Annotated in this window: 16 protein-coding genes; 12 read left to right on the top strand and 4 right to left on the bottom strand. The window is 44.3% G+C overall.

Annotated elements, in window-relative coordinates; all coding sequences use genetic code 11:
* Positions 1-5 precede the first annotated feature (5 nt).
* The 4 genes from NSS82_RS18430 to NSS82_RS18415 are packed head-to-tail and all read left to right on the top strand — an operon-like array spanning position 6 to position 3,841.
* Positions 6-968: an ABC transporter permease gene (locus NSS82_RS18430; RefSeq protein WP_036687660.1), complete on the top strand. Its 963-nt coding sequence runs from the start codon at positions 6-8 to the stop codon at positions 966-968.
* Positions 969-1,004: 36 nt separating this feature from the next.
* Positions 1,005-1,907: an ABC transporter permease gene (locus NSS82_RS18425; RefSeq protein ID WP_080742512.1), complete on the top strand. Its 903-nt coding sequence runs from the start codon at positions 1,005-1,007 to the stop codon at positions 1,905-1,907.
* 1 nt (position 1,908) lies between these two features.
* Complete coding sequence (locus tag NSS82_RS18420; RefSeq protein ID WP_036687658.1) at positions 1,909-2,895, top strand: ABC transporter ATP-binding protein; 987 nt, start codon at positions 1,909-1,911, stop codon at positions 2,893-2,895.
* Positions 2,885-3,841, top strand: a complete 957-nt coding sequence (locus NSS82_RS18415) for an ABC transporter ATP-binding protein (protein WP_076098781.1) — start codon at positions 2,885-2,887, stop codon at positions 3,839-3,841. The genes NSS82_RS18420 and NSS82_RS18415 overlap by 11 nt, the downstream gene beginning before the upstream one ends.
* Positions 3,842-3,983: 142 nt before the next feature.
* Here NSS82_RS18415 and NSS82_RS18410 read toward each other — a convergent pair whose 3' ends face one another.
* The 3 genes from NSS82_RS18410 to NSS82_RS18400 all read right to left on the bottom strand — a co-directional run bounded on the left by NSS82_RS18410 (position 3,984) and on the right by NSS82_RS18400 (position 6,501).
* Positions 3,984-4,691 carry a DsbA family protein gene (locus tag NSS82_RS18410; RefSeq protein ID WP_036687653.1) on the bottom strand — a complete coding sequence of 236 codons (708 nt, stop codon included), beginning with the start codon at positions 4,689-4,691 and terminating at the stop codon, positions 3,984-3,986.
* 109 nt (positions 4,692-4,800) lie between these two features.
* Positions 4,801-5,547, bottom strand: a complete 747-nt coding sequence (locus NSS82_RS18405) for an HAD family hydrolase (RefSeq protein WP_076273274.1) — start codon at positions 5,545-5,547, stop codon at positions 4,801-4,803.
* A 36-nt stretch (positions 5,548-5,583) separates the two neighbouring features.
* Complete coding sequence (locus NSS82_RS18400) at positions 5,584-6,501, bottom strand: ArsR/SmtB family transcription factor (protein WP_076213494.1); 918 nt, start codon at positions 6,499-6,501, stop codon at positions 5,584-5,586.
* 178 nt (positions 6,502-6,679) lie between these two features.
* Here NSS82_RS18400 and NSS82_RS18395 point away from each other — a divergent pair, with 178 nt between their 5' ends.
* The 6 genes from NSS82_RS18395 to NSS82_RS18370 all read left to right on the top strand — a co-directional run bounded on the left by NSS82_RS18395 (position 6,680) and on the right by NSS82_RS18370 (position 13,166).
* On the top strand, positions 6,680-7,816 hold the full coding sequence (locus tag NSS82_RS18395) for an MFS transporter (protein ID WP_370511315.1): 1,137 nt from the start codon (positions 6,680-6,682) through the stop codon (positions 7,814-7,816).
* Between the two features lie 90 nt (positions 7,817-7,906).
* Positions 7,907-8,632 (top strand): phosphonate ABC transporter ATP-binding protein, encoded by a 726-nt coding sequence (locus tag NSS82_RS18390; protein WP_036687647.1) that lies wholly within the window; start codon positions 7,907-7,909, stop codon positions 8,630-8,632.
* Positions 8,633-8,666: 34 nt separating this feature from the next.
* On the top strand, positions 8,667-9,947 hold the full coding sequence (locus NSS82_RS18385; RefSeq protein ID WP_235219555.1) for a hypothetical protein: 1,281 nt from the start codon (positions 8,667-8,669) through the stop codon (positions 9,945-9,947).
* Positions 9,940-10,638 (top strand): response regulator transcription factor, encoded by a 699-nt coding sequence (locus NSS82_RS18380; protein ID WP_036687642.1) that lies wholly within the window; start codon positions 9,940-9,942, stop codon positions 10,636-10,638. The genes NSS82_RS18385 and NSS82_RS18380 overlap by 8 nt, the downstream gene beginning before the upstream one ends.
* A complete protein-coding gene (locus tag NSS82_RS18375; RefSeq protein ID WP_051491526.1) occupies positions 10,635-12,101 on the top strand; it encodes a HAMP domain-containing sensor histidine kinase in 1,467 nt (488 codons plus the stop codon). The genes NSS82_RS18380 and NSS82_RS18375 overlap by 4 nt, the downstream gene beginning before the upstream one ends.
* 6 nt (positions 12,102-12,107) lie before the next feature.
* Positions 12,108-13,166: a GNAT family N-acetyltransferase gene (locus NSS82_RS18370; protein WP_051491525.1), complete on the top strand. Its 1,059-nt coding sequence runs from the start codon at positions 12,108-12,110 to the stop codon at positions 13,164-13,166.
* A 100-nt stretch (positions 13,167-13,266) separates the two neighbouring features.
* On the opposite strand, the gene NSS82_RS18365 is transcribed toward NSS82_RS18370, so the two are convergent.
* On the bottom strand, positions 13,267-14,490 hold the full coding sequence (locus NSS82_RS18365) for a glucose-1-phosphate adenylyltransferase (RefSeq protein WP_036687640.1): 1,224 nt from the start codon (positions 14,488-14,490) through the stop codon (positions 13,267-13,269).
* Between the two features lie 216 nt (positions 14,491-14,706).
* On the opposite strand from NSS82_RS18365, the gene glgB reads away from it, so the two are divergent.
* Together glgB and glgA are read left to right on the top strand one after the other, a co-directional pair.
* The gene (gene glgB, locus NSS82_RS18360) at positions 14,707-16,644 is read left to right on the top strand and encodes a 1,4-alpha-glucan branching protein GlgB (RefSeq protein ID WP_036687638.1); all 1,938 of its coding nucleotides are present in this window, start codon (positions 14,707-14,709) and stop codon (positions 16,642-16,644) included.
* 47 nt (positions 16,645-16,691) lie between these two features.
* Complete coding sequence (glgA, locus tag NSS82_RS18355; RefSeq protein WP_036687636.1) at positions 16,692-18,116, top strand: glycogen synthase GlgA; 1,425 nt, start codon at positions 16,692-16,694, stop codon at positions 18,114-18,116.
* Positions 18,117-18,205 lie beyond the last annotated feature (89 nt).

Here is an 18,205-nt window from a genome sequence, read left to right as displayed (position 1 = left end):
CGAATTTGACCATATTGAAATTTATTTCAAAGCGCATTTTACAAATCATTATCACTTTAATTTTGGTCATTTCAGTCAGCTATACCATGATGTATTATTCACCTGGCGGTTTCATGAATACGAATACCATGGCTACGGCACTGGCTCCGCTGCAAGGGCAAAACCCTGTTCTCTATCAGCAAGTCATGGACCAATTTCAAAGCCGGTATGGTTTAAATTTACCGCTGTGGCAGCAAATCATGAAGTATATATGGCATCAATTAACCTTCGATTTCGGTAATTCGATGCAGAATCCGTCTTTGCAAATTGCGACTCAACTGAAGCAGGCTTTGCCGATCAGTACACTTTTGGCATTTGGTTCTGTTGTTCTTTCGGTAATTATCGGGGTTCCGCTTGGCATTATTGCAGCACTCAAACGTAACACTTGGATCGATTATGTTGTAAGCACCATCTCATTGACGGGTCAGGCCATTCCGGCATTTGTTCTCGCGGTGATTATGGTTTTGTTATTTGGTGTTGTGTTTCAAGGGATTCTGCCTGTAACGGGATGGGGTCACTGGAGGCAAGCAATTTTGCCGATTATTTGTTTATCTGCGGCAAATGTCGGTGTTGTGGCCAGATATATGCGGGGCAGTCTGATCGAAACCATGAGGTCGGATTTTATGCGGACCGCAAAAGCTAAGGGCGTCAAATATTGGCCGATGATTTTTAAGCATGGTGTCAAAAATTCGCTGACAGCGATGATAACCGTCATCGGACCTCAATTTGCTTTTACAGTGATGGGCACGATCTGGGTGGAGCAAATTTTCGCCATTCCAGCGCTTGGTCAGGTGATGCAGACGGCATTTACCAGTTTCGACTATCCGCTCGCCATCACATCTGTATTTCTGCTGGGATCCATGATTATGATTATGAATTTACTTGTTGACATTATTTATGCCTTTATTGATCCGCGTGTCAGATTATAAGCGGCACAGACTATACGAACCTAGGAGGGGGAGCAATTGGCTGGCACAGTTGCAGCAACTCAATCGGATGTAGCTTTGAAGAGAAAAAAGAATCTTCAGAGATCCCAGTTTTATCAAGGTTGGAAGCGATTTAAAAGACATCGTCTTGCCGTTATTGGTTTGGTCTGGGTTGTCCTTTTTTTGATCGCGGGGATTATCGGACCTTGGGTGGCTCCGTATGATTATCGCACGGGAGATTTTTTGGCCATCAATCAAGGGCCGACATGGCAGCATATTTTTGGCACGGATAATGTGGGGCATGACATGTTCAGCCAGATCTTGTTCAGTGTTCGAAGCGCTTTGATTATTGCCTTTGGCGCGACTTTGGTCAGCTTCATCATCGGGATCATATTGGGCTTATGGGCCGGATTGCGCGGCGGAATTGCCGATATGATTATTATGCGTGCTGTGGATTTCATGATGACCTTGCCGGGATTTTTGTTCGCCTTGATATTAGTCATTATGCTGGGACGTGGGTATTTATCTTTGATTCTAGCGATTGGAATTCCGGGCTGGGCGGGGTATGCGCGCTTGATCCGAAGTCTGGTCCTGAGTATGCGGGACGGGGAGATGGTGGAAGCGGCAAGAGCGTTAGGCGCATCTCAGGCGCATATTGCTAGAAGGTATATGTTGCCGAATGTTATCGGCAGTATGGGTGTCTCTCTTGCCTTCGGGATTCCCGGTGATCTCATCCAGATTGCAGGCTTAAGTATTTTTGGCATGGGGCTTCGGCCGCCAATCCCTTCATTTGGGAGTATGATTGCTCAAGCCAGTGAGAATATTCTCGGCTTTCCGTGGCTGCTGTATTTTCCGGCAGGTATCTTTGCAATAACCTTGCTTTCGTTTCTGTTTGTAGCAGACGGTCTCCAGGAAGCATTCAGTCCGAAAGGAGGCAATTAATATGGGTGAACCGCTACTTTCTATTGATGACCTTCATGTGAAGTTCTCCCGCAGTGAAGATGAAGTTTATGCCGTAAACGGCGTTAGTTTTTCAATCAATGAAAATGAATCCTTGGGGATTGTTGGTGAAAGTGGCTCCGGCAAGTCCGTTACATTGATGTCATCAATTGGGCTCATTCGCGAAAATGGAAAAATAACATCGGGGACAGCTCAGTTTAATGGTAAGGACTTACTTAAAATGCGTCCCAAACAATTAGAAGATATTCGTGGACGTGACATCGGCGTTGTTTTTCAAGATCCGATGACCAGCTTGAACCCGATCATGCGTATCGGGGATCAAATAATGGAAGCCATGCTGACGCATCAATATGCAAACCGGAAGGAAGCTTTTGACCGAACCATTCAGCTCTTGCATGAAATGGGGATTCCGGATCCCAAATCACGGTTTAAAAGTTATCCTCACGAATTTTCCGGGGGTATGCGCCAACGTATCATGATTGCTATTGCTTTGGCATGTGAACCGCAATTATTGATTGCCGATGAGCCAACAACCGCGCTTGATGTCACTGTGCAGATGCAGATTCTTGCACTATTGCAGGAATTGCGCAGAAAACATGGGATGAGCGTAGTGATGGTAACGCATGATTTTGGCCTTGCGACCAACTTTTGTGACAAAATCATCGTGATGTACGGGGGCCAAATCATGGAGAAAGCCACTACGGACAAGTTCATAAGTGAGGCGGCGCATCCCTATTCACTTGGATTGAAACGCTCCATTATCGAAGTGGGCCACAAGGGAAAAGAAATAATGCCTATTCCAAAGACGGCAAAGACACTTACACAGACATTGACCGGCTGCCCATTTGCCGATCGTTGCTTCTATACAACTGAGCGGTGTCAGAATGAGGTTCCCAAGCTTCGAGATTTTAGCACCGATCATCAGATCGCCTGCCATCATGCTGAGGAGGTCGCTTCCTATGCCCAATAATCCGCTCTTGCGCGTAGAGAATGTCTCAAAAACTTTTCGGGTACAAGGAAAAAAGCTGCATGCCATCGAGAATGTTTCTTTTACTCTGGAAGCAGGGAAAACATTGGGGCTTGTTGGGGAAAGTGGCTCAGGAAAATCAACCTTGGGGAGAATGGTTTTGCGTCTACTCGAATCTGACAAAGGAAAAATATTTTTTGAGGACGTTGAACTATCAAAGGCAAATAAAGAGAAGCTGCGGGCGATGCGCCGTGATATGCAAATTATTTTCCAGGATCCCAAGGCGAGCCTTAGCCCGAGAATGACGGTAGGAGACGCTATTGAAGATGCAATGGCTATCCACAAAATTGGAACTAAAGTAAGCCGGCATGAGCGTGTGCTCGAACTTCTTGAGCGGGTCGGTTTGCCTTCTGAAGTCCAATACGCTTATCCGCATGAACTGTCAGGTGGACAGTTGCAGCGGGTTGGAATTGCCAGAGCGTTGTCACTGAATCCCAAATTGCTTATTTGTGATGAACCGGTGTCCGCATTGGATGTATCTATTCAGGTTCAAGTCATTCAACTACTAAAGGATTTGCAGAAGGAATTTAACCTGACTTATATCTTTATTTCGCATAATTTGGCAGTAGTGGAGTATTTGAGTGATGATATCGCGGTTCTTTATTTAGGAGAGGTGGTTGAGCAGGCTCCGGCGGATGAATTGTTCAAGAAACCTACGCATCCTTACACGCAGGTTTTGCTAAATTCGATTTTGAAGATTCCGGATAGTGTGGAGCAGAAGCAGCAGATGGTATCGATTCAAGGCGAGGTGCCATCACCGCTCAATCCACCAAGTGGCTGCACTTTTCATCCGCGGTGTTCTTTTGCCTCGGATGTATGTATGGCTGTCAAGCCTGAACGGAAAATCGTGTCAGAAGGCCATAGTGCCGTGTGTCATTTGGTAGAATAAGCAGTGGCTTAATTAAGTAATCAGCAGATGACTTCTGTATATCACAGAAGTCATCTTTTTTAATTCATAGACACAAAAAAGCCCTGTAAGAAGGTCGCTTTTTTCAAAGTGAACAGCTTATAGGGCACAAGTTAAAGGCTGCTTACTGCTTGTCAATCGCTGCTGCTAACCCTTCATAGGAAGAATCCTGAAGCAGCACTCCGTTCACCATAAATTTAGGAGTACCGTTCACTCCGTAGGAACCAGCGATCTTAAAGTCTTCTTTTACATCGAACATGTAGGTATGATTCTTGAGATCTGTTTCAAATTGAGCGTAATCAATGCCCTCGATGTTATTCTTAACGAATTTTAGAATGAATTTCTGAGTGGCCCAAATTTCGCTCTCATCGCCTTGATTAGCGTACAGCTTATGAAGGTATTCCCAGAACTTCTCGTTGCTTTGCTTGTAGATGGCTTCGCCGGCGCTAGCTGCAAGATAAGAGTCCCGGTCCAAAAATGCAAAGTTCATGAAGAAAAGTTCCACTTTTCCGGTATCCACGTAGTCTTTAATAAAAGTATCCAGATACTTTTCAGTCCACATTTTGCAGGCGGGACATTTGAAATCTGCGAATTCGATAACTTTAACTTTGGCATCAGGACTTCCAAGATGAGGTTGCTTCTCATATTTCAGCCCATCAACAACAATGCTTCCCTTTACGTCGGTGTAGTTGGGTAGATCTGCTGTATCATCAGTCTTATTGCTTAAGATGAAAACAATTACAGCGAGAAGGATTACAACAACGACACCTAATATCATGGGAAGCAAAGGTCTTTTGGTCTGAGATTGTTTAGCTGACACTTTCTTATTCATATCTCACCTCCTAGACAATATAGGAATACTATAAAGATAGTATAATCATCCAGTAGGTAGTGTAGATATGTCATTTGTAACAATGCTACGTAACGTTGCAGCTAGATTATTAGTTTTTGTATATAGCGGCTGAGCGAATGACAGGAGGCACCTCGTGGATGGACGAAATAGTCATTACGGCTTGCTGCATCTCTTGCTCCAGCTCGATAAGGTTATAGCTCCATTCATTTTGTTGCTTCAGGTAGATACTGTTAATGCCTGCGGTAACTGCGGGAAGTACATCTGTACGTAACGAGTTGCCAATCATCCAGGTACGTTTGCGGTCAAAGCTTTGGGTAGCCAAAATATTTTCGAGCGCCTCAACATTTTTATGCTTCCGAATATAGATACGATCGTCAAAATAAGCATCCAGCTTCATTTGTTCAATTTTACGTTGCTGAATCGTGTCGTCCCCGCCAGTATACAAGAATAAATGGTGACCCTCTTGCTTCAGTGTATCGAGTGTTTCAACCATGCCAGGGTAAGCTTCAATTTCTTGGTCATAGACGCTTAGACCGAGCTTGTGTAATTGTTGCTCATGAAAGCGATCTGTCGGACGGTTATATTTGCCGCAGAAATAACGGTAGGTGGCGATTAAGGATTTGGGAAAGTTGTCGCTGGCCAGGCCACTCGTGTTGACGGTATCAACATCAATTTCTATTTGCTTGCTGCGTAATTCACTGGTGCTTGGGCCAAATTCATTAAACCAATCAGTCATGAGCTCGAAATATTGCCCTAAAATTAGATCGAAATATTTGTTGCAGTGAACCAGCGTATCATCTAGATCGAAAATTACTTGTTGAGTCATGTATTTCATATCTCTCACTCCTTGGATCTGTATCTGTATAGTGTTCTATAGGTGAATATAAGATTCTAAGAACATTTGAAGCTCAGAAGCGCCGTCTGGACGGATACTGAAGCGCTCATCTTGTTCCCCACGAAGATGGATACGGAGTAAACCAGCTACGCGTAGGATCATTAGGTGATGCATAAGCATTTCTCTGGATTGATTTAAATCGGACTGCATCTCCCATAAAGATTTGGGTTCATGGGCGACATACCGAAGCAATCGGAGTCTGGTTGGATCCGACAGCGCCTTGGTCATGCGCAATAGCACCATCGGTGGCTCATTTTCATCTTCCAATGGCACATCTACAGGATACTGTACAATCACCATAGTTTTGTAGAAGCAGTAGGTGTTAATTGGTCGATTATGAACGGTAGGCAATAATACTATAGTCTTAAGATCCCGTATATCCTCGAAAACTACACCACCAGATGCATATTCAATTAAAGAAATAGGGTCCATTTTGCTTTCCAGCATTTTTTTCTCGGAGGCATCTTCAATTAATAACGGTAAAATCTTGTGTTCTACATGACGAAAATATTGCTCATACCAGAGTCTTAGAAGCGGACTATAGCTGCTCTTGATCCGGGAAGCTTCATCTATGGTGAAATCATGAATTAACGGTGCGATCTGCTGATAACACTCTTTTATAGAAGCTGAATCCAGATCATCCAGAAAATGCAGCACTGACGTTGCGGGCCCTCGGCTGTAAACCCAAGCATATAACACATCATAATCCGTAAATGGCCACTCCGCAGCTTGCATGAGAGCTGTTACTTTATGAGGAGTAATGCGATCTTCCACATCACTTACCCAGTGGGGACCGAGGTCTAAATTGGAGATCCATTTTCTGGTTACATATATCATAAAACTGTCCAGCAGTTCATAAACCGGCGATACGTCGATTTTTAATTCGTAATCCATGTAACATGCACCCCCAGAAATCCGTAACTTCTACATATTATCTCTTGTTTTGAAGAGGGTTGTCCACTATAATGTTCGGTGTTTGCCAATTGGCGTTCGATCACATCATTGTTTTTATTATAGGGGGATATCATCCGTGTCAGACCGGCTTAAAGTATCTATACGAAGTAATAGCAAAATGACTTTCATGATTCTTATTACAGCTACTATAGCCGCGGGGCTTAGCCAAGGGCTGTTGCTGCCCATTCTATCCATTCTTTTGGAGCAAAAAGGAGTCTCCTCGTCACTGAACGGACTGAATGCTGCTGCACTATACATAGGATCATTTGGGATGACCTTGATTGCTGAACGTGTTCTTGGAGCGGTTGGATTTAAAAAATTGATAGCTGGTGGGATTAGTTTAGTCTTAGTAAGCTTGCTCATGTTTCCCTTTTTTACAGGGATCAAGGTATGGTTTGTATTGCGTCTGCTTGTGGGTGTGGGCGATGCTGCGATTAATTACGGGGCCCAGCTTTGGGTTCTGCTCATGACACCTGCCGAGCATCGCGGACGTAATCTTTCACTATATGGCATGTCCTATGGTCTGGGTTTCAGCTTGGGTCCACTTGGGATAAGTCTGCTGCGTTATGGACAGGCCGTGCCTTTTATTGTTCTCGCATTTCTATTTTTGTTAGTCTTAATTCTTGTGACTACAATTCTGCCGGATTCCCGGCCAGATAAAGCGGAGAGTGGTGAAAGTCAGGTTCGCCGTTTCGGTCGTTGTTACAGCTTAGCCTGGTTCGCTTTAATTCCAGCCCTTTTATATGGCTTTATGGAAGCCAGCTTAAATAGCAGCTTTCCGGTATATGGTCTGCGTATCGGTTACAGCACAGATCAAATTGCAGCGTTATTGCCTTTTGCGGGGATCGGAGGACTGCTTTTGCAGTTTCCATTAGGTCTGTGGAGCGACCGGTTTGGCCGCAAGCTGGTACTGATTATTGCCGGGATCGGAGGCGGGATCGCCTTCACTATGTTGCCGCTGGCAGGTGACCATTTTACGTTGACAATGGTGCTTCTGATGATCGCAGGAGGACTAGTGGGCTCCTTTTTCTCATTAGGGCTAAGTCTGGCCGCGGATATTTTGCCACGACATCTACTGCCTGCTGCCAATGTGGTTGCTTCTTTCCATTTTAGTATTGGCAGTATTATTGGGCCCGGCATTGGTGGTTTGTTGCTGCAAGTGGGCTTAAGCGGCGGTATTTTTGCCCTGATGGGTGGTTTATATATCGTGTTCGGCTTGCTTGGGTTATTATTCTCGCCACAACCTAGAAATTGAGGTAAGATAAGAACGAGTGCTCGCATGGAAATTGAACTCACATTCAGAGTACACTATAGATTATAGATGAAGACAGGGAGAGGCTGAACTATGATCACAGTTGAACACTTAGCCAAGGCAGTTGGGGAAGATAAAAATCCGGTCCTGCAGGATATAGGATTTCAATTAGAGCCGGGTGAGCTCGTAGCCATACTTGGAGCGAGTGGGAGCGGTAAGACCACTTTATTACGCTGTTTAGCGCTGCGAGAGAAGTGGGACAGAGGGAATTTTAGAGTGGACGGTACGGATATTATGGCGAGTGCCTTTTCCGGAAAAAGAAAAATCCGCCGGGAGTGGGCTTATCTGGAGCAGAATGCAGAGCTCAATCCTAACCGCACAGCGCTGAAAAACGTGCTGATCGGCCAGTCCGCACAGACGCCAATGTGGCGTATGGTTACAGGGATGGTTCGTTCAGATGATTATATGGGTGCGATGGATGAATTAGATGCCCTTGGACTTCTAGATAAAGCGAAGATGAAGACTAGCCAGCTAAGCGGTGGTGAACGTCAGCGTGTAGCGATTGCTAGAGCATTAACTCATGGTGCCAAAGTAATTCTAGCGGATGAACCGGTTACGGGTCTTGATCCCAAATCGGCAGAGAGTGTATTGGAAACTTTGCGCAGACTATGTAAAGAGACGGGGCTTACCGTAGTGACGGTGCTGCCTATTGAACTGGCTGAACGTTTCGCTTCACGTATATGGGTACTAGAAGATGGACGAATTAAGCATGATATAAAGGGACGTAGATTAACGTCTCAGGAACGCGCGAATTTGTAAAGTTCGGACACGGATAAGGAAAAGAGTGATGAGGTTGAGTATAAAAAGTCTTAGGTGCCTGGCAGCTGCAACACTGTCGTTATCCGTACTTTCGGGTTGTACTTTCATCAGTGATCCCGTTTCGAAGATGAAAGCTCCGCAGCTGTCTGCTGACAAAGCAACACTTATGGCTGCTATTAATTCACATATTCCAGCGGGTACGGAGTTGATCCGTCCGGTTAATGATGAGAGCTCAATTTTCACAGAGGATCTCAATAACGATGGAATTATGGAGTCGTTGGTGTTCTATAGAACGCCAAGCGAAGCTGTAGAGATTCACGGGATGATCTTAGAGAAGCAAGGAGATGCCTGGGTCAAAAAGCTTGTTTTTGATGGGGATGGAACTATGCTGGAGTCCGTCGATCTGAAAGATATGACAGGTGACGGGAAGCTGAATATCATTACAGGTTATTCACGTGGGGAAGAAAAAGGCCTCGTCGTGTATAGCTATTCCAGTGGATCATTAGAAGAAGTGCTTTCACTTCCTTACACCAAATATATGATTGATGATCTTAACAAGGATGGAATTGAAGACATCACCGTTGTTTATTTTAAAAGAAATGAATTTGCAACCATTTCGATCTATCAGTACAATGATGGCTTTAAGGTGCTCGATAAGATCGAGGATATCGATCCGTATTTTTTTAATTATTACAATATTGTCGCAGGAAAGATTGCCAAAGATAAAGAAGGAATCGTATTGGACGCTTCGGTGGATTTCCAATCCGCCTACAGTTTAATTGTTCTTATGGAGCATAACAAGCTGCGCGTGGTTTTGCCAGGTGATACGAGGACTTACAAAGATCGTCTGATTGCAAGCGAAGATATTGATCATGATGGCATTATTGAAGTTGGATTGCTTGAAGCACCAAAAGGATGGGAGTATTTCGACCCCGCAGATATTCCTTATTTCACCTCCTATTATAAATGGGATGGAAAAGATGGCCTAACCTTTGCAGTCCAGCTATATCGTGATCCATCGGATCGCTTTACTATTAATTTTGATCCAGAGCTGCATGGAAAGGTAAGTATTGACACGAAATCTGTTCTGGATAAAAACCTTAAGTTCATCATGACCGACACCGGAGAGACGTTTGCTGAGGTTTCCTTCTTTTCTCCTTCGGAATGGGATAAGGCTAAGAATGAAGGCTGGGAGCTGCTTGGGCGGGATTCAGATAAAGTCATCGGCTACCGTGGTGAGCTAGAACAAAGTACAACAAAAGAAGGAAGCAATAAGATTGCCTCCCCTATTGAAAGGAAGGGAATAGATGAGTAAAGTTCTGATATTGGAAGATGAAGAGTCCATTCGCAGTTTCATAGTCATTAATTTGAAGCGTAATGGGTTCGAAGTGCTGGAGGCTGCTGACGGAAATGAAGCATTGCATAAATTAACCACTATACCTGATATTGATATTGCGTTATTGGATGTTATGGTTCCCGGCATTGATGGATTTGAAGTTTGTAGACGGATTAGGGAGACTAATGAACGCTTGGGAATTATTTTTCTTACCGCCAAGGTTCAGGAGCAGGATAAAGTTTACGCTTTGTCCGTAGGTGCAGATGATCATGTTAGTAAGCCATTTAGCCCAACGGAGCTAATTGCGCGTATTCAATCTTTGCTGCGCCGTGTAAATGTGCATCGTGAACAGTCGGCCAAGGTTTCTTTTCATTCGGGGCCTTTCAGCTTGGATCTTATTACCAAACAATTCAAACGTGATAATGTAGCCATTGAACTGACGCCTACGGAGTTCTCTCTGATTCAATTCTTTCTTGAAAAAGAAAACACTCCACTTAGCCGCGATCTTCTGTTGGATCATGTGTGGGGCAAGGAGTATATGGGTGATCCCAAAATTGTAGATGTAAATATCCGGCGCTTACGCCAGAAGATTGAGAACAATCCTTCGGAACCGGAATTTTTGCAGACTGTATGGGGGCACGGATATAGATGGAAAGGCCAAGGACAATGATTAAGAAGGGGATGCGCAGACAGATTGTTCTGCACTACATTCTTGTAGTTTTTTTGGCGCTTCTCCTCGTAGAAGTTATCTTCCTGCTGGCCATCAGAACATATTATTATGACAGTGTATACAGCAAGATTAAGAATCACATTTCTGTTTCAGAGTCGTTTTTTCAAAAGAACATGATACCAAGCGATAATAGCATCTATCTGCTACAAGAAGTACTGGAGAGGTTCTCATTGAGCAAGACGGAGCTGGAAATCTTATCGCTAAATGGGGATATCATCACTAGTTCCACTGGCTTTCAGCCGGATCGGACCATTACGACCAGTGATGTACCAGAAGCCGTTGGCGGCAGCGTTGGACGCTGGGTAGGGCGTCAGGCAGGCACGAATGAGAGCGTAATGGCGGTTTCCAAAATGCTGCAGATTCATGGACAGGATAAGTATGTCCTAAGGTATATTACTTCACTAGAAGAAATCAATAATGATTTGCTTAATCTTACCTTATTGTCTACTGCTATTGCTGCAGCTGTTATGGCTGTAGTTGTTGGGTTTAGCTTCGGACTGGCCAATTCGATTGTGAAGCCGCTGAATAATATTACGGCAGTTTCAGCGCAGATGGCCAAGGGGAGATTCAACGTACGGATTAAGGGAGACTATAAATTTGAGATTGGTGATTTGGCTTCAACGCTGAATTATATGGCTCAGGAAATTGTGCGCAGCAATCAGATTAAGGATGATTTTATCTCGTCCATTTCTCACGAGCTGCGGACACCTCTTACAAGTATCAAGGGCTGGAGCGAAACCTTGGTTTCCGGCGGGTATGATCCGGAGGAGACAAAACTTGGAGTCAGCATCATCTCCAAAGAAAGTGAACGTCTGATTGGGCTGGTGGAGGAAATTCTCGACTTTTCTAAGCTGCAGCAGAACCAAATGAAGCTGTCGATTGGGGTTGTAGATGTAAAGGTACTGCTACAAGAGACGATACTGAATGTTTGGGCTAAAGCGGAAAAGAAACGAATTCATCTGCTGCTGGAATGTGAAGACGCGATCTTTGTTAAAGGGGATGCCAATCGATTAAAACAGGTATTCTTGAACTTGGTAGACAATGCAGTGAAATTCTCACATGAAGATTCCAGTATTGAATTGTCAGCAAAGAGGCTGTCTGCTACAGAAACAGCGATTATGGTACGAGATAGCGGGATAGGGATTAGTGAAGCGCATATATCCAGAGTTAAGGACCGTTTCTTTCAAGTGGATGCACTTAATGGAGGAACAGGCTTGGGGTTAGCGATCTCACAGCAGATTGTAGAACTTCATAATGGGACACTTGATATGGCAAGTGAGCTTGGAAAGGGAACGGAAGTAACCGTCATCTTGCCTCTTACTGAACCACAGCCGGAAGTTAACTCAGATGAGGTAACTCAAATTACAGCTACCTTTCCTGAATTAGATGATTGGGAGACGTGACCTGAGATGGGGATAACGAAGAATTCGATCCGTATAGTTCGTGGAGAGCCTGATCGGGTTAACGACATCTTGAGGCTGTTGCAAGAAGCGGCAGGATGGATGGAGCGTAACGGGATTAACCAATGGACACCCGGACAATTTAATGAGACCGATATTGCAGGATATTTCGCTGACAGACATGTTTATTTAGCCCTTGACGATGGGGCTGTAGTTGGCATGTTCACGTTGCAATTCAGTGATCCACAGTACTGGGGCAGTAAAAATGATGAGTCCTACGCTTATTTGCACCGATTGGCTGTGAAAGACTCCCACCGCGGCCGAGGACTTGGACAGCAAATGCTTAAATATGCAGTAGTGCTAGCCAAAGATCTAGGCTGTAAGAGTCTTAGGTTTGACACTGTGGCACATAACATTAAGCTCAATCGTTATTATCAGAGCATGGGTTTTCACTACATGGGCACTAACGATATGGGAAATGGTCGTTTAGTGAACTTATATGAACATTTTGAGGAGAGTGCTGAGTCAGACCGTCTGATCCTCAGGTTTATATCAGAATCTGATTTTGAACACTTAAAGCGCTGGAGTGTTTCTCCAGAGTATCTGAAGCAGTGGGCAGGACCTTCGCTTACTTATCCTTTAGACGATGAGCAGCTTGTTAAATACTTAACGGATGCTAATCATCCAGGCTTATCCGATCGCCTTATCTTCTGTGCAATTCAGGAAGCTACGCAGCAGGTAGTGGGCCATATTAGCTTTTCTGCCATTGACCGGGTTAATCGTTCTGCACGTATCGGGAGGGTAGTAGTGGACCCTGAGTTTCAAGGTAGAGGCATTGGTAAACGGGTGATGCAAGAAATGCTTCGAATTGGATTTGAAGGTCTGGACCTGCATCGTCTGTCTCTAGGCGCTTTCGATTTCAATACAGCTGCCCTGAAAGCTTATGAAGCTGTTGGCTTTAAGCGGGAGGGTGTTCAACGTGAGTCCGCTTTATTCGGAGAGCATTATGTAGATTGTGTGGAAATGAGCATATTAGACAGAGAATGGACGGCTAGCCGTAATTCATAAGATCATTAATTCTTTACAACCGAAGAGGCTGTTGCTCTGGTCATGATCGACCAGGACAACAGCCCCTTTTTATATAAAGTATTTTTCTATATAATGGTTGTTATGAAGGAAGAACTTCACGCAAACGTCCTGTCTTCTCATACACATCCTGAAACAGACGGGAAGGTTGGTTTCGGACCGCCGGCTTGGCAGCCACAGTCTCATGTGGTCCAACGACAACGATATTATTTATGCTTCCCTTGATGACTGCGCCATCCTTAATGATTGCCCCTTCACCAATAATGGCATTCTCAATCAATACTCCACGACCAATGCGAGCTCCAGGCATAATAACACTTTGTTTGATCTGGCTCATCTTACCGATTTCTACCCCATTAAAGACTACAGAACGTTGTAGACTACCTTCTTGGGAGCAGGATTCATTCACGAGAGAGTCCGTTGACGGGATCTGTACACGTGGTTTATGAACTGCAAGCTTAGTCCGGCGAACCCGACTATACATAGGCCAATGAGTCTTGTCTAACTTCATGCCATTGTCTTTTTGCAGAAGGTCCATATGTGCTTCCCAGAGACTGCCGACTGTACCTACATCTCTCCAGTAACCCTTGAAACGGTAAGCGAATAAATCATCATTCTGATCCAGCATGGTAGGAATAACGTCTTTACCAAAGTCATGGCTGGAATTAGGATTAGCTGCATCCCGCAACAAGTGCTCCTTCAGATAAGCCCACTCGAACAGGTAGATACCCATTGAAGCAAGATTACTTTTTGGTACTTTAGGTTTTTCCGCAAATTCGGAAATTTTCAGATCATCGTTTACGTTCATTACTCCAAAACGACTAGCCTCATCCCAAGGAACCTCCATTACGGAGATAGTTGCTTTTGCTCCTTTTTCAATATGATAATTCAGCATCTTACGGTAATTCATATGGTAAATATGATCACCGGATAGAATGAGCACATGTTCTGGGTTGCGGCTATCAATAAAGTCAATGTTTTTATAAATCGCATCAGCAGTTCCTGTATAACTGTCTCTGCCTTCAACACCTGAAGGAAGCAATGTGACACCTTTATCCTTTTGACTAACTAAGCCCCAAGGCTCACCTTCACCGATATGATTATGCAAAGAGTCAGCTTCGTATTGTGTCAGAACACCTACTGTATCAATGTTCGAATTTACACAGTTACTTAGCGGGAAATCAATAATTTTATACTGTCCACCGAAAGGGACTGCAGGCTTAGCCATACTGGAAGTCAAGGGAGCCAATCTGCGGCCTTCCCCTCCTGCCAATAACATGGCGATACAATCTTTTTTGTTGTTCATTTGTTATCCCTCCCATTATTTTGTCAATGCTTGTAATATAAACTTACGACAAGCGCTTGAAACGACATAGGTGAAATATATTGCTTTGTAAACAGAAAAATTACAATTAATATTTCTTTATCAGAAAATCTTTTCTTTTAACATCAAAACATTTTCAAAATGGTAATATTCGGGTAAGGTAATAGGTACAAGCACATTGAAAAAGGTGGTGTAGAATTGGCTGAAAAAGCAAAAATCGAGACCCTTCCGTCAGCTGCTGATATCTATCTGTTCCATGAGGGCACCAATTATCGCAGCTATTCTATGCTGGGTGCACACACTGCCGCTGAAGAAGGCGTTAGCGGTGTGCGCTTTACCGTGTGGGCTCCTCATGCGACATATGTAGGACTAGCTGGTGATCATAATGATTGGGACGGAACACAGGGCGTGGACTCGTTATATAAGATACCCGATTCAGGATTTTGGAGTCGTTTTTTTCCGGGAATACAGCCGGGAACTTTTTACAAATACAGGATTCTTGCCTCAGATGGATCAAGTTTCCTAAAAGCGGATCCTTTTGCTTTCAAAGCCGAGGTTCGACCGGCAACGGCTTCGGTAGTAGCAGAACTGGATGGCTACCGATGGGGAGATGCAGCATGGCGTCGGAAAAGCAAAGCGCCTTATCAACAACCAATGAACATTTATGAAATGCACTTCGGTACCTGGCGTCAAAAAGAAGATGGAGAGTTCTACACCTATCGGGAAATGAGCGAGCTTTTAATTCCTTATTTGGTGGAGATGAACTATACACACGTGGAATTTATGCCGCTGGCAGAACATCCATACGATCTATCCTGGGGTTATCAAGGGACGGGGTATTTTGCGGCAACCAGCCGTTATGGCGAACCCCATGAGTTGATGTATTTGATCGATCAGCTGCATCAGGCAGGTATCGGTGTGATTTTAGATTGGGTTCCAGCTCACTTTGCCAAAGACGCACACGGATTACGTATGTTTGATGGGGCGCCACTTTATGAATATGCCGATCCAATGTTAGCTGAAAAACCAGGCTGGGGGACACTTTCGTTTGATTTCAGTAAGCCGGAGATTTCTTCTTTTCTTATTTCAAATGCGCTGTTTTGGTTTGAGTATTATCATATCGACGGAATGCGTGTAGATGCGGTTACCAGTATGCTTCGATTAGATTTCGAAAAGCGGGATCATCAATATCGGCGGAATGTTAACGGTGGATTGGAGAATCTGGAAGCCATCAAATTTATCCAGAATCTGAACAAGGCTATCTTTCATTATTTCCCAAAAGCATTGATGATGGCGGAGGAATCCAGTGCTTGGCCGGGGGTTACTGCACCAGTGCATGAAGGAGGCCTTGGCTTCAATTACAAATGGAATATGGGTTGGATGAATGATACGCTAGGCTACATAGAACATGATTTTGGTGGGCGCCCTTATCATCATAATTTACTTACGTTCCCAATATGTTATGCTTATGCCGAAAATTACGCATTGCCGCTATCGCATGACGAGGTTGTCCACGGCAAGAAGTCTTTGTTAGACAAAATGCCGGGTGCTTATGAACAGAAGTTTGCAGGGCTCAGACAGCTGCTGGGATATCAGATCTCACATCCCGGTAAAAAGCTTCTGTTTATGGGTGGAGAGTTCGGTCAGTTTATCGAATGGAAGGATCAGGAGCAGCTGGACTGGCTGCTGTTGGATTATGAGAGCCATCGTCGGATGCTTGCCTACACGGCTGCACTTAATAAACTGTACCGCTCCGAAAAAGCGCTGTGGGAGCTGGATCATGCTCAAGAAGGTTATCAGTGGATTGATGCAGATGACAATGATCAAAGTGTGATTTCGTATATACGCCGAGGGAAGAAACCAGGAGATACGCTGTTTATTGTCATCAATTTCCAACCGGTAGAACGGCACAATTATCGTATAGGCGTGCCACGGGCTGGGACATATGAAGAGCTCTTTAGCTCCGAAAATGTAGAGTACGGCGGTTCCGGATTGCACAATGTCCCTCAAAAGAGCGTTAAGCTGGAATGGCACAATCAGGTGAACAGTATAGAGCTGACTCTTCCGCCCCTTAGCTTCCTGGTGTTTAAAAAAACGTCACGAATGGGTAAGAATAAAGAGGCAAAAGAGTTATAGATCTAAGTACGAATAGAGAATCCGTACAGTTTAAGGGGGAAATAATCATGAAGGTTTTATTTGCCGCAGCTGAAGCCCATCCTTTTGTCAAAACGGGTGGTTTGGCCGATGTCATTGGAGCACTACCAAAAGCGCTGAAGGCTGCCGGGGTAGATGTACGAGTGATTTTGCCTAAATATCGTGGGATTCCTGACAAGTTCACCGCTCAAATGGAGCATTTAACGGAAGTGTATGTCCCAATTGGCTGGCGAAAACAATACTGTGGAATTGAACGCATTATCTATGAGGGTATCCCCGTTTATTTTATCGACAATGAGTATTATTTTGGGCGTGATGGAATTTATGGTTATATGGACGATGGTGAACGGTTTGCGTTCTATAATCGTGCAGTACTGGAGTGTCTGCCGGCCATTGATTTCCAGCCTGATGTTCTGCATTGCCATGATTGGCACGCGGCCGTAATTCCAATGCTCCTACAGGGGCATTATCGTCACAATCCATTTTACAGTGAAATGCGGAGTGTATTTACAATACATAACCTGTTGTATCAGGGAGTGTTTCCTTATGAGGTACTTGGAGAGCTGTTAGGTCTGGACAGCAGTTATTTTGGTAGTGTGGAGTACTATGGTAATGTGAATTTCTTAAAAGGCGGGATTGTATTCAGTGATCGGGTCACGACCGTTAGTCCGACCTATTCAGAAGAAATTCGCACACCTTATTATGGTTACGGCTTGGATGGTTTATTGAACGCACGGTCAGATGTTTTAAGTGGTATTGTGAATGGCATTGATACTAAAAGTTATAATCCAGCGACAGATTCCAGCCTTGTCACCCGTTATCGTTCCAATTTAACCAAGAAGACGGAGAACAAAGTAGCCTTGCAGGAAGAGCTGGGATTACCAGTAGATGCTAATATCCCAATGGTAGCTATGGTCACGCGTCTTGTGGACTCCAAAGGCTTAGATCTGCTTACCCGAGTGCTGGATGAGCTGCTATATCACGATGATATTCAATTTGTGCTGCTTGGAACTGGTGATGAATCCTACGAGCGTTGGTTCAAGGAAGCAGCATGGCGTTATCCGACAAAGCTGTCTTCACAGATCCTATTTAATGATGCACTCTCACGTAAAATATATGCTGCCAGCGATATCTTCCTTATGCCGTCCAAGTTTGAGCCATGTGGCATCAGTCAGCTGCTCGCTTTGCGCTATGGTAGTATACCCGTTGTACGTGAGACAGGTGGCCTCAATGATACTGTGCACGCTTATAATGAAGAAACCGGTGAAGGCAATGGCTTTACGTTCAGCAATTATAATGCTCACGATATGATGTTTACGCTGCGCCGGGCACTTTCTTTTTACAAGCAGCCTGAACATTGGAAAAAGATCACAAAAAATGCATTCGCGGGAGATTATAGCTGGAATGTATCCGCTCAGCAGTACATGGATATCTATGATGATATAACAAGATAAAGTTTAACAAATTCTGTGATGGGTTAATAAGGGATTGCACCCGGGAGTATGGTAAATACTCTGGGAGCAGTCCTTTTTTTATGACATAA

Source organism: Paenibacillus sp. FSL H7-0735, from assembly GCF_038008505.1.
GTDB classification, from domain to species: Bacteria; Bacillota; Bacilli; order Paenibacillales; family Paenibacillaceae; genus Paenibacillus_AQ; species Paenibacillus_AQ odorifer.
Note: the sequence above shows the minus strand (reverse complement) of the source record. Positions and strands in the feature narration are given on the sequence as shown.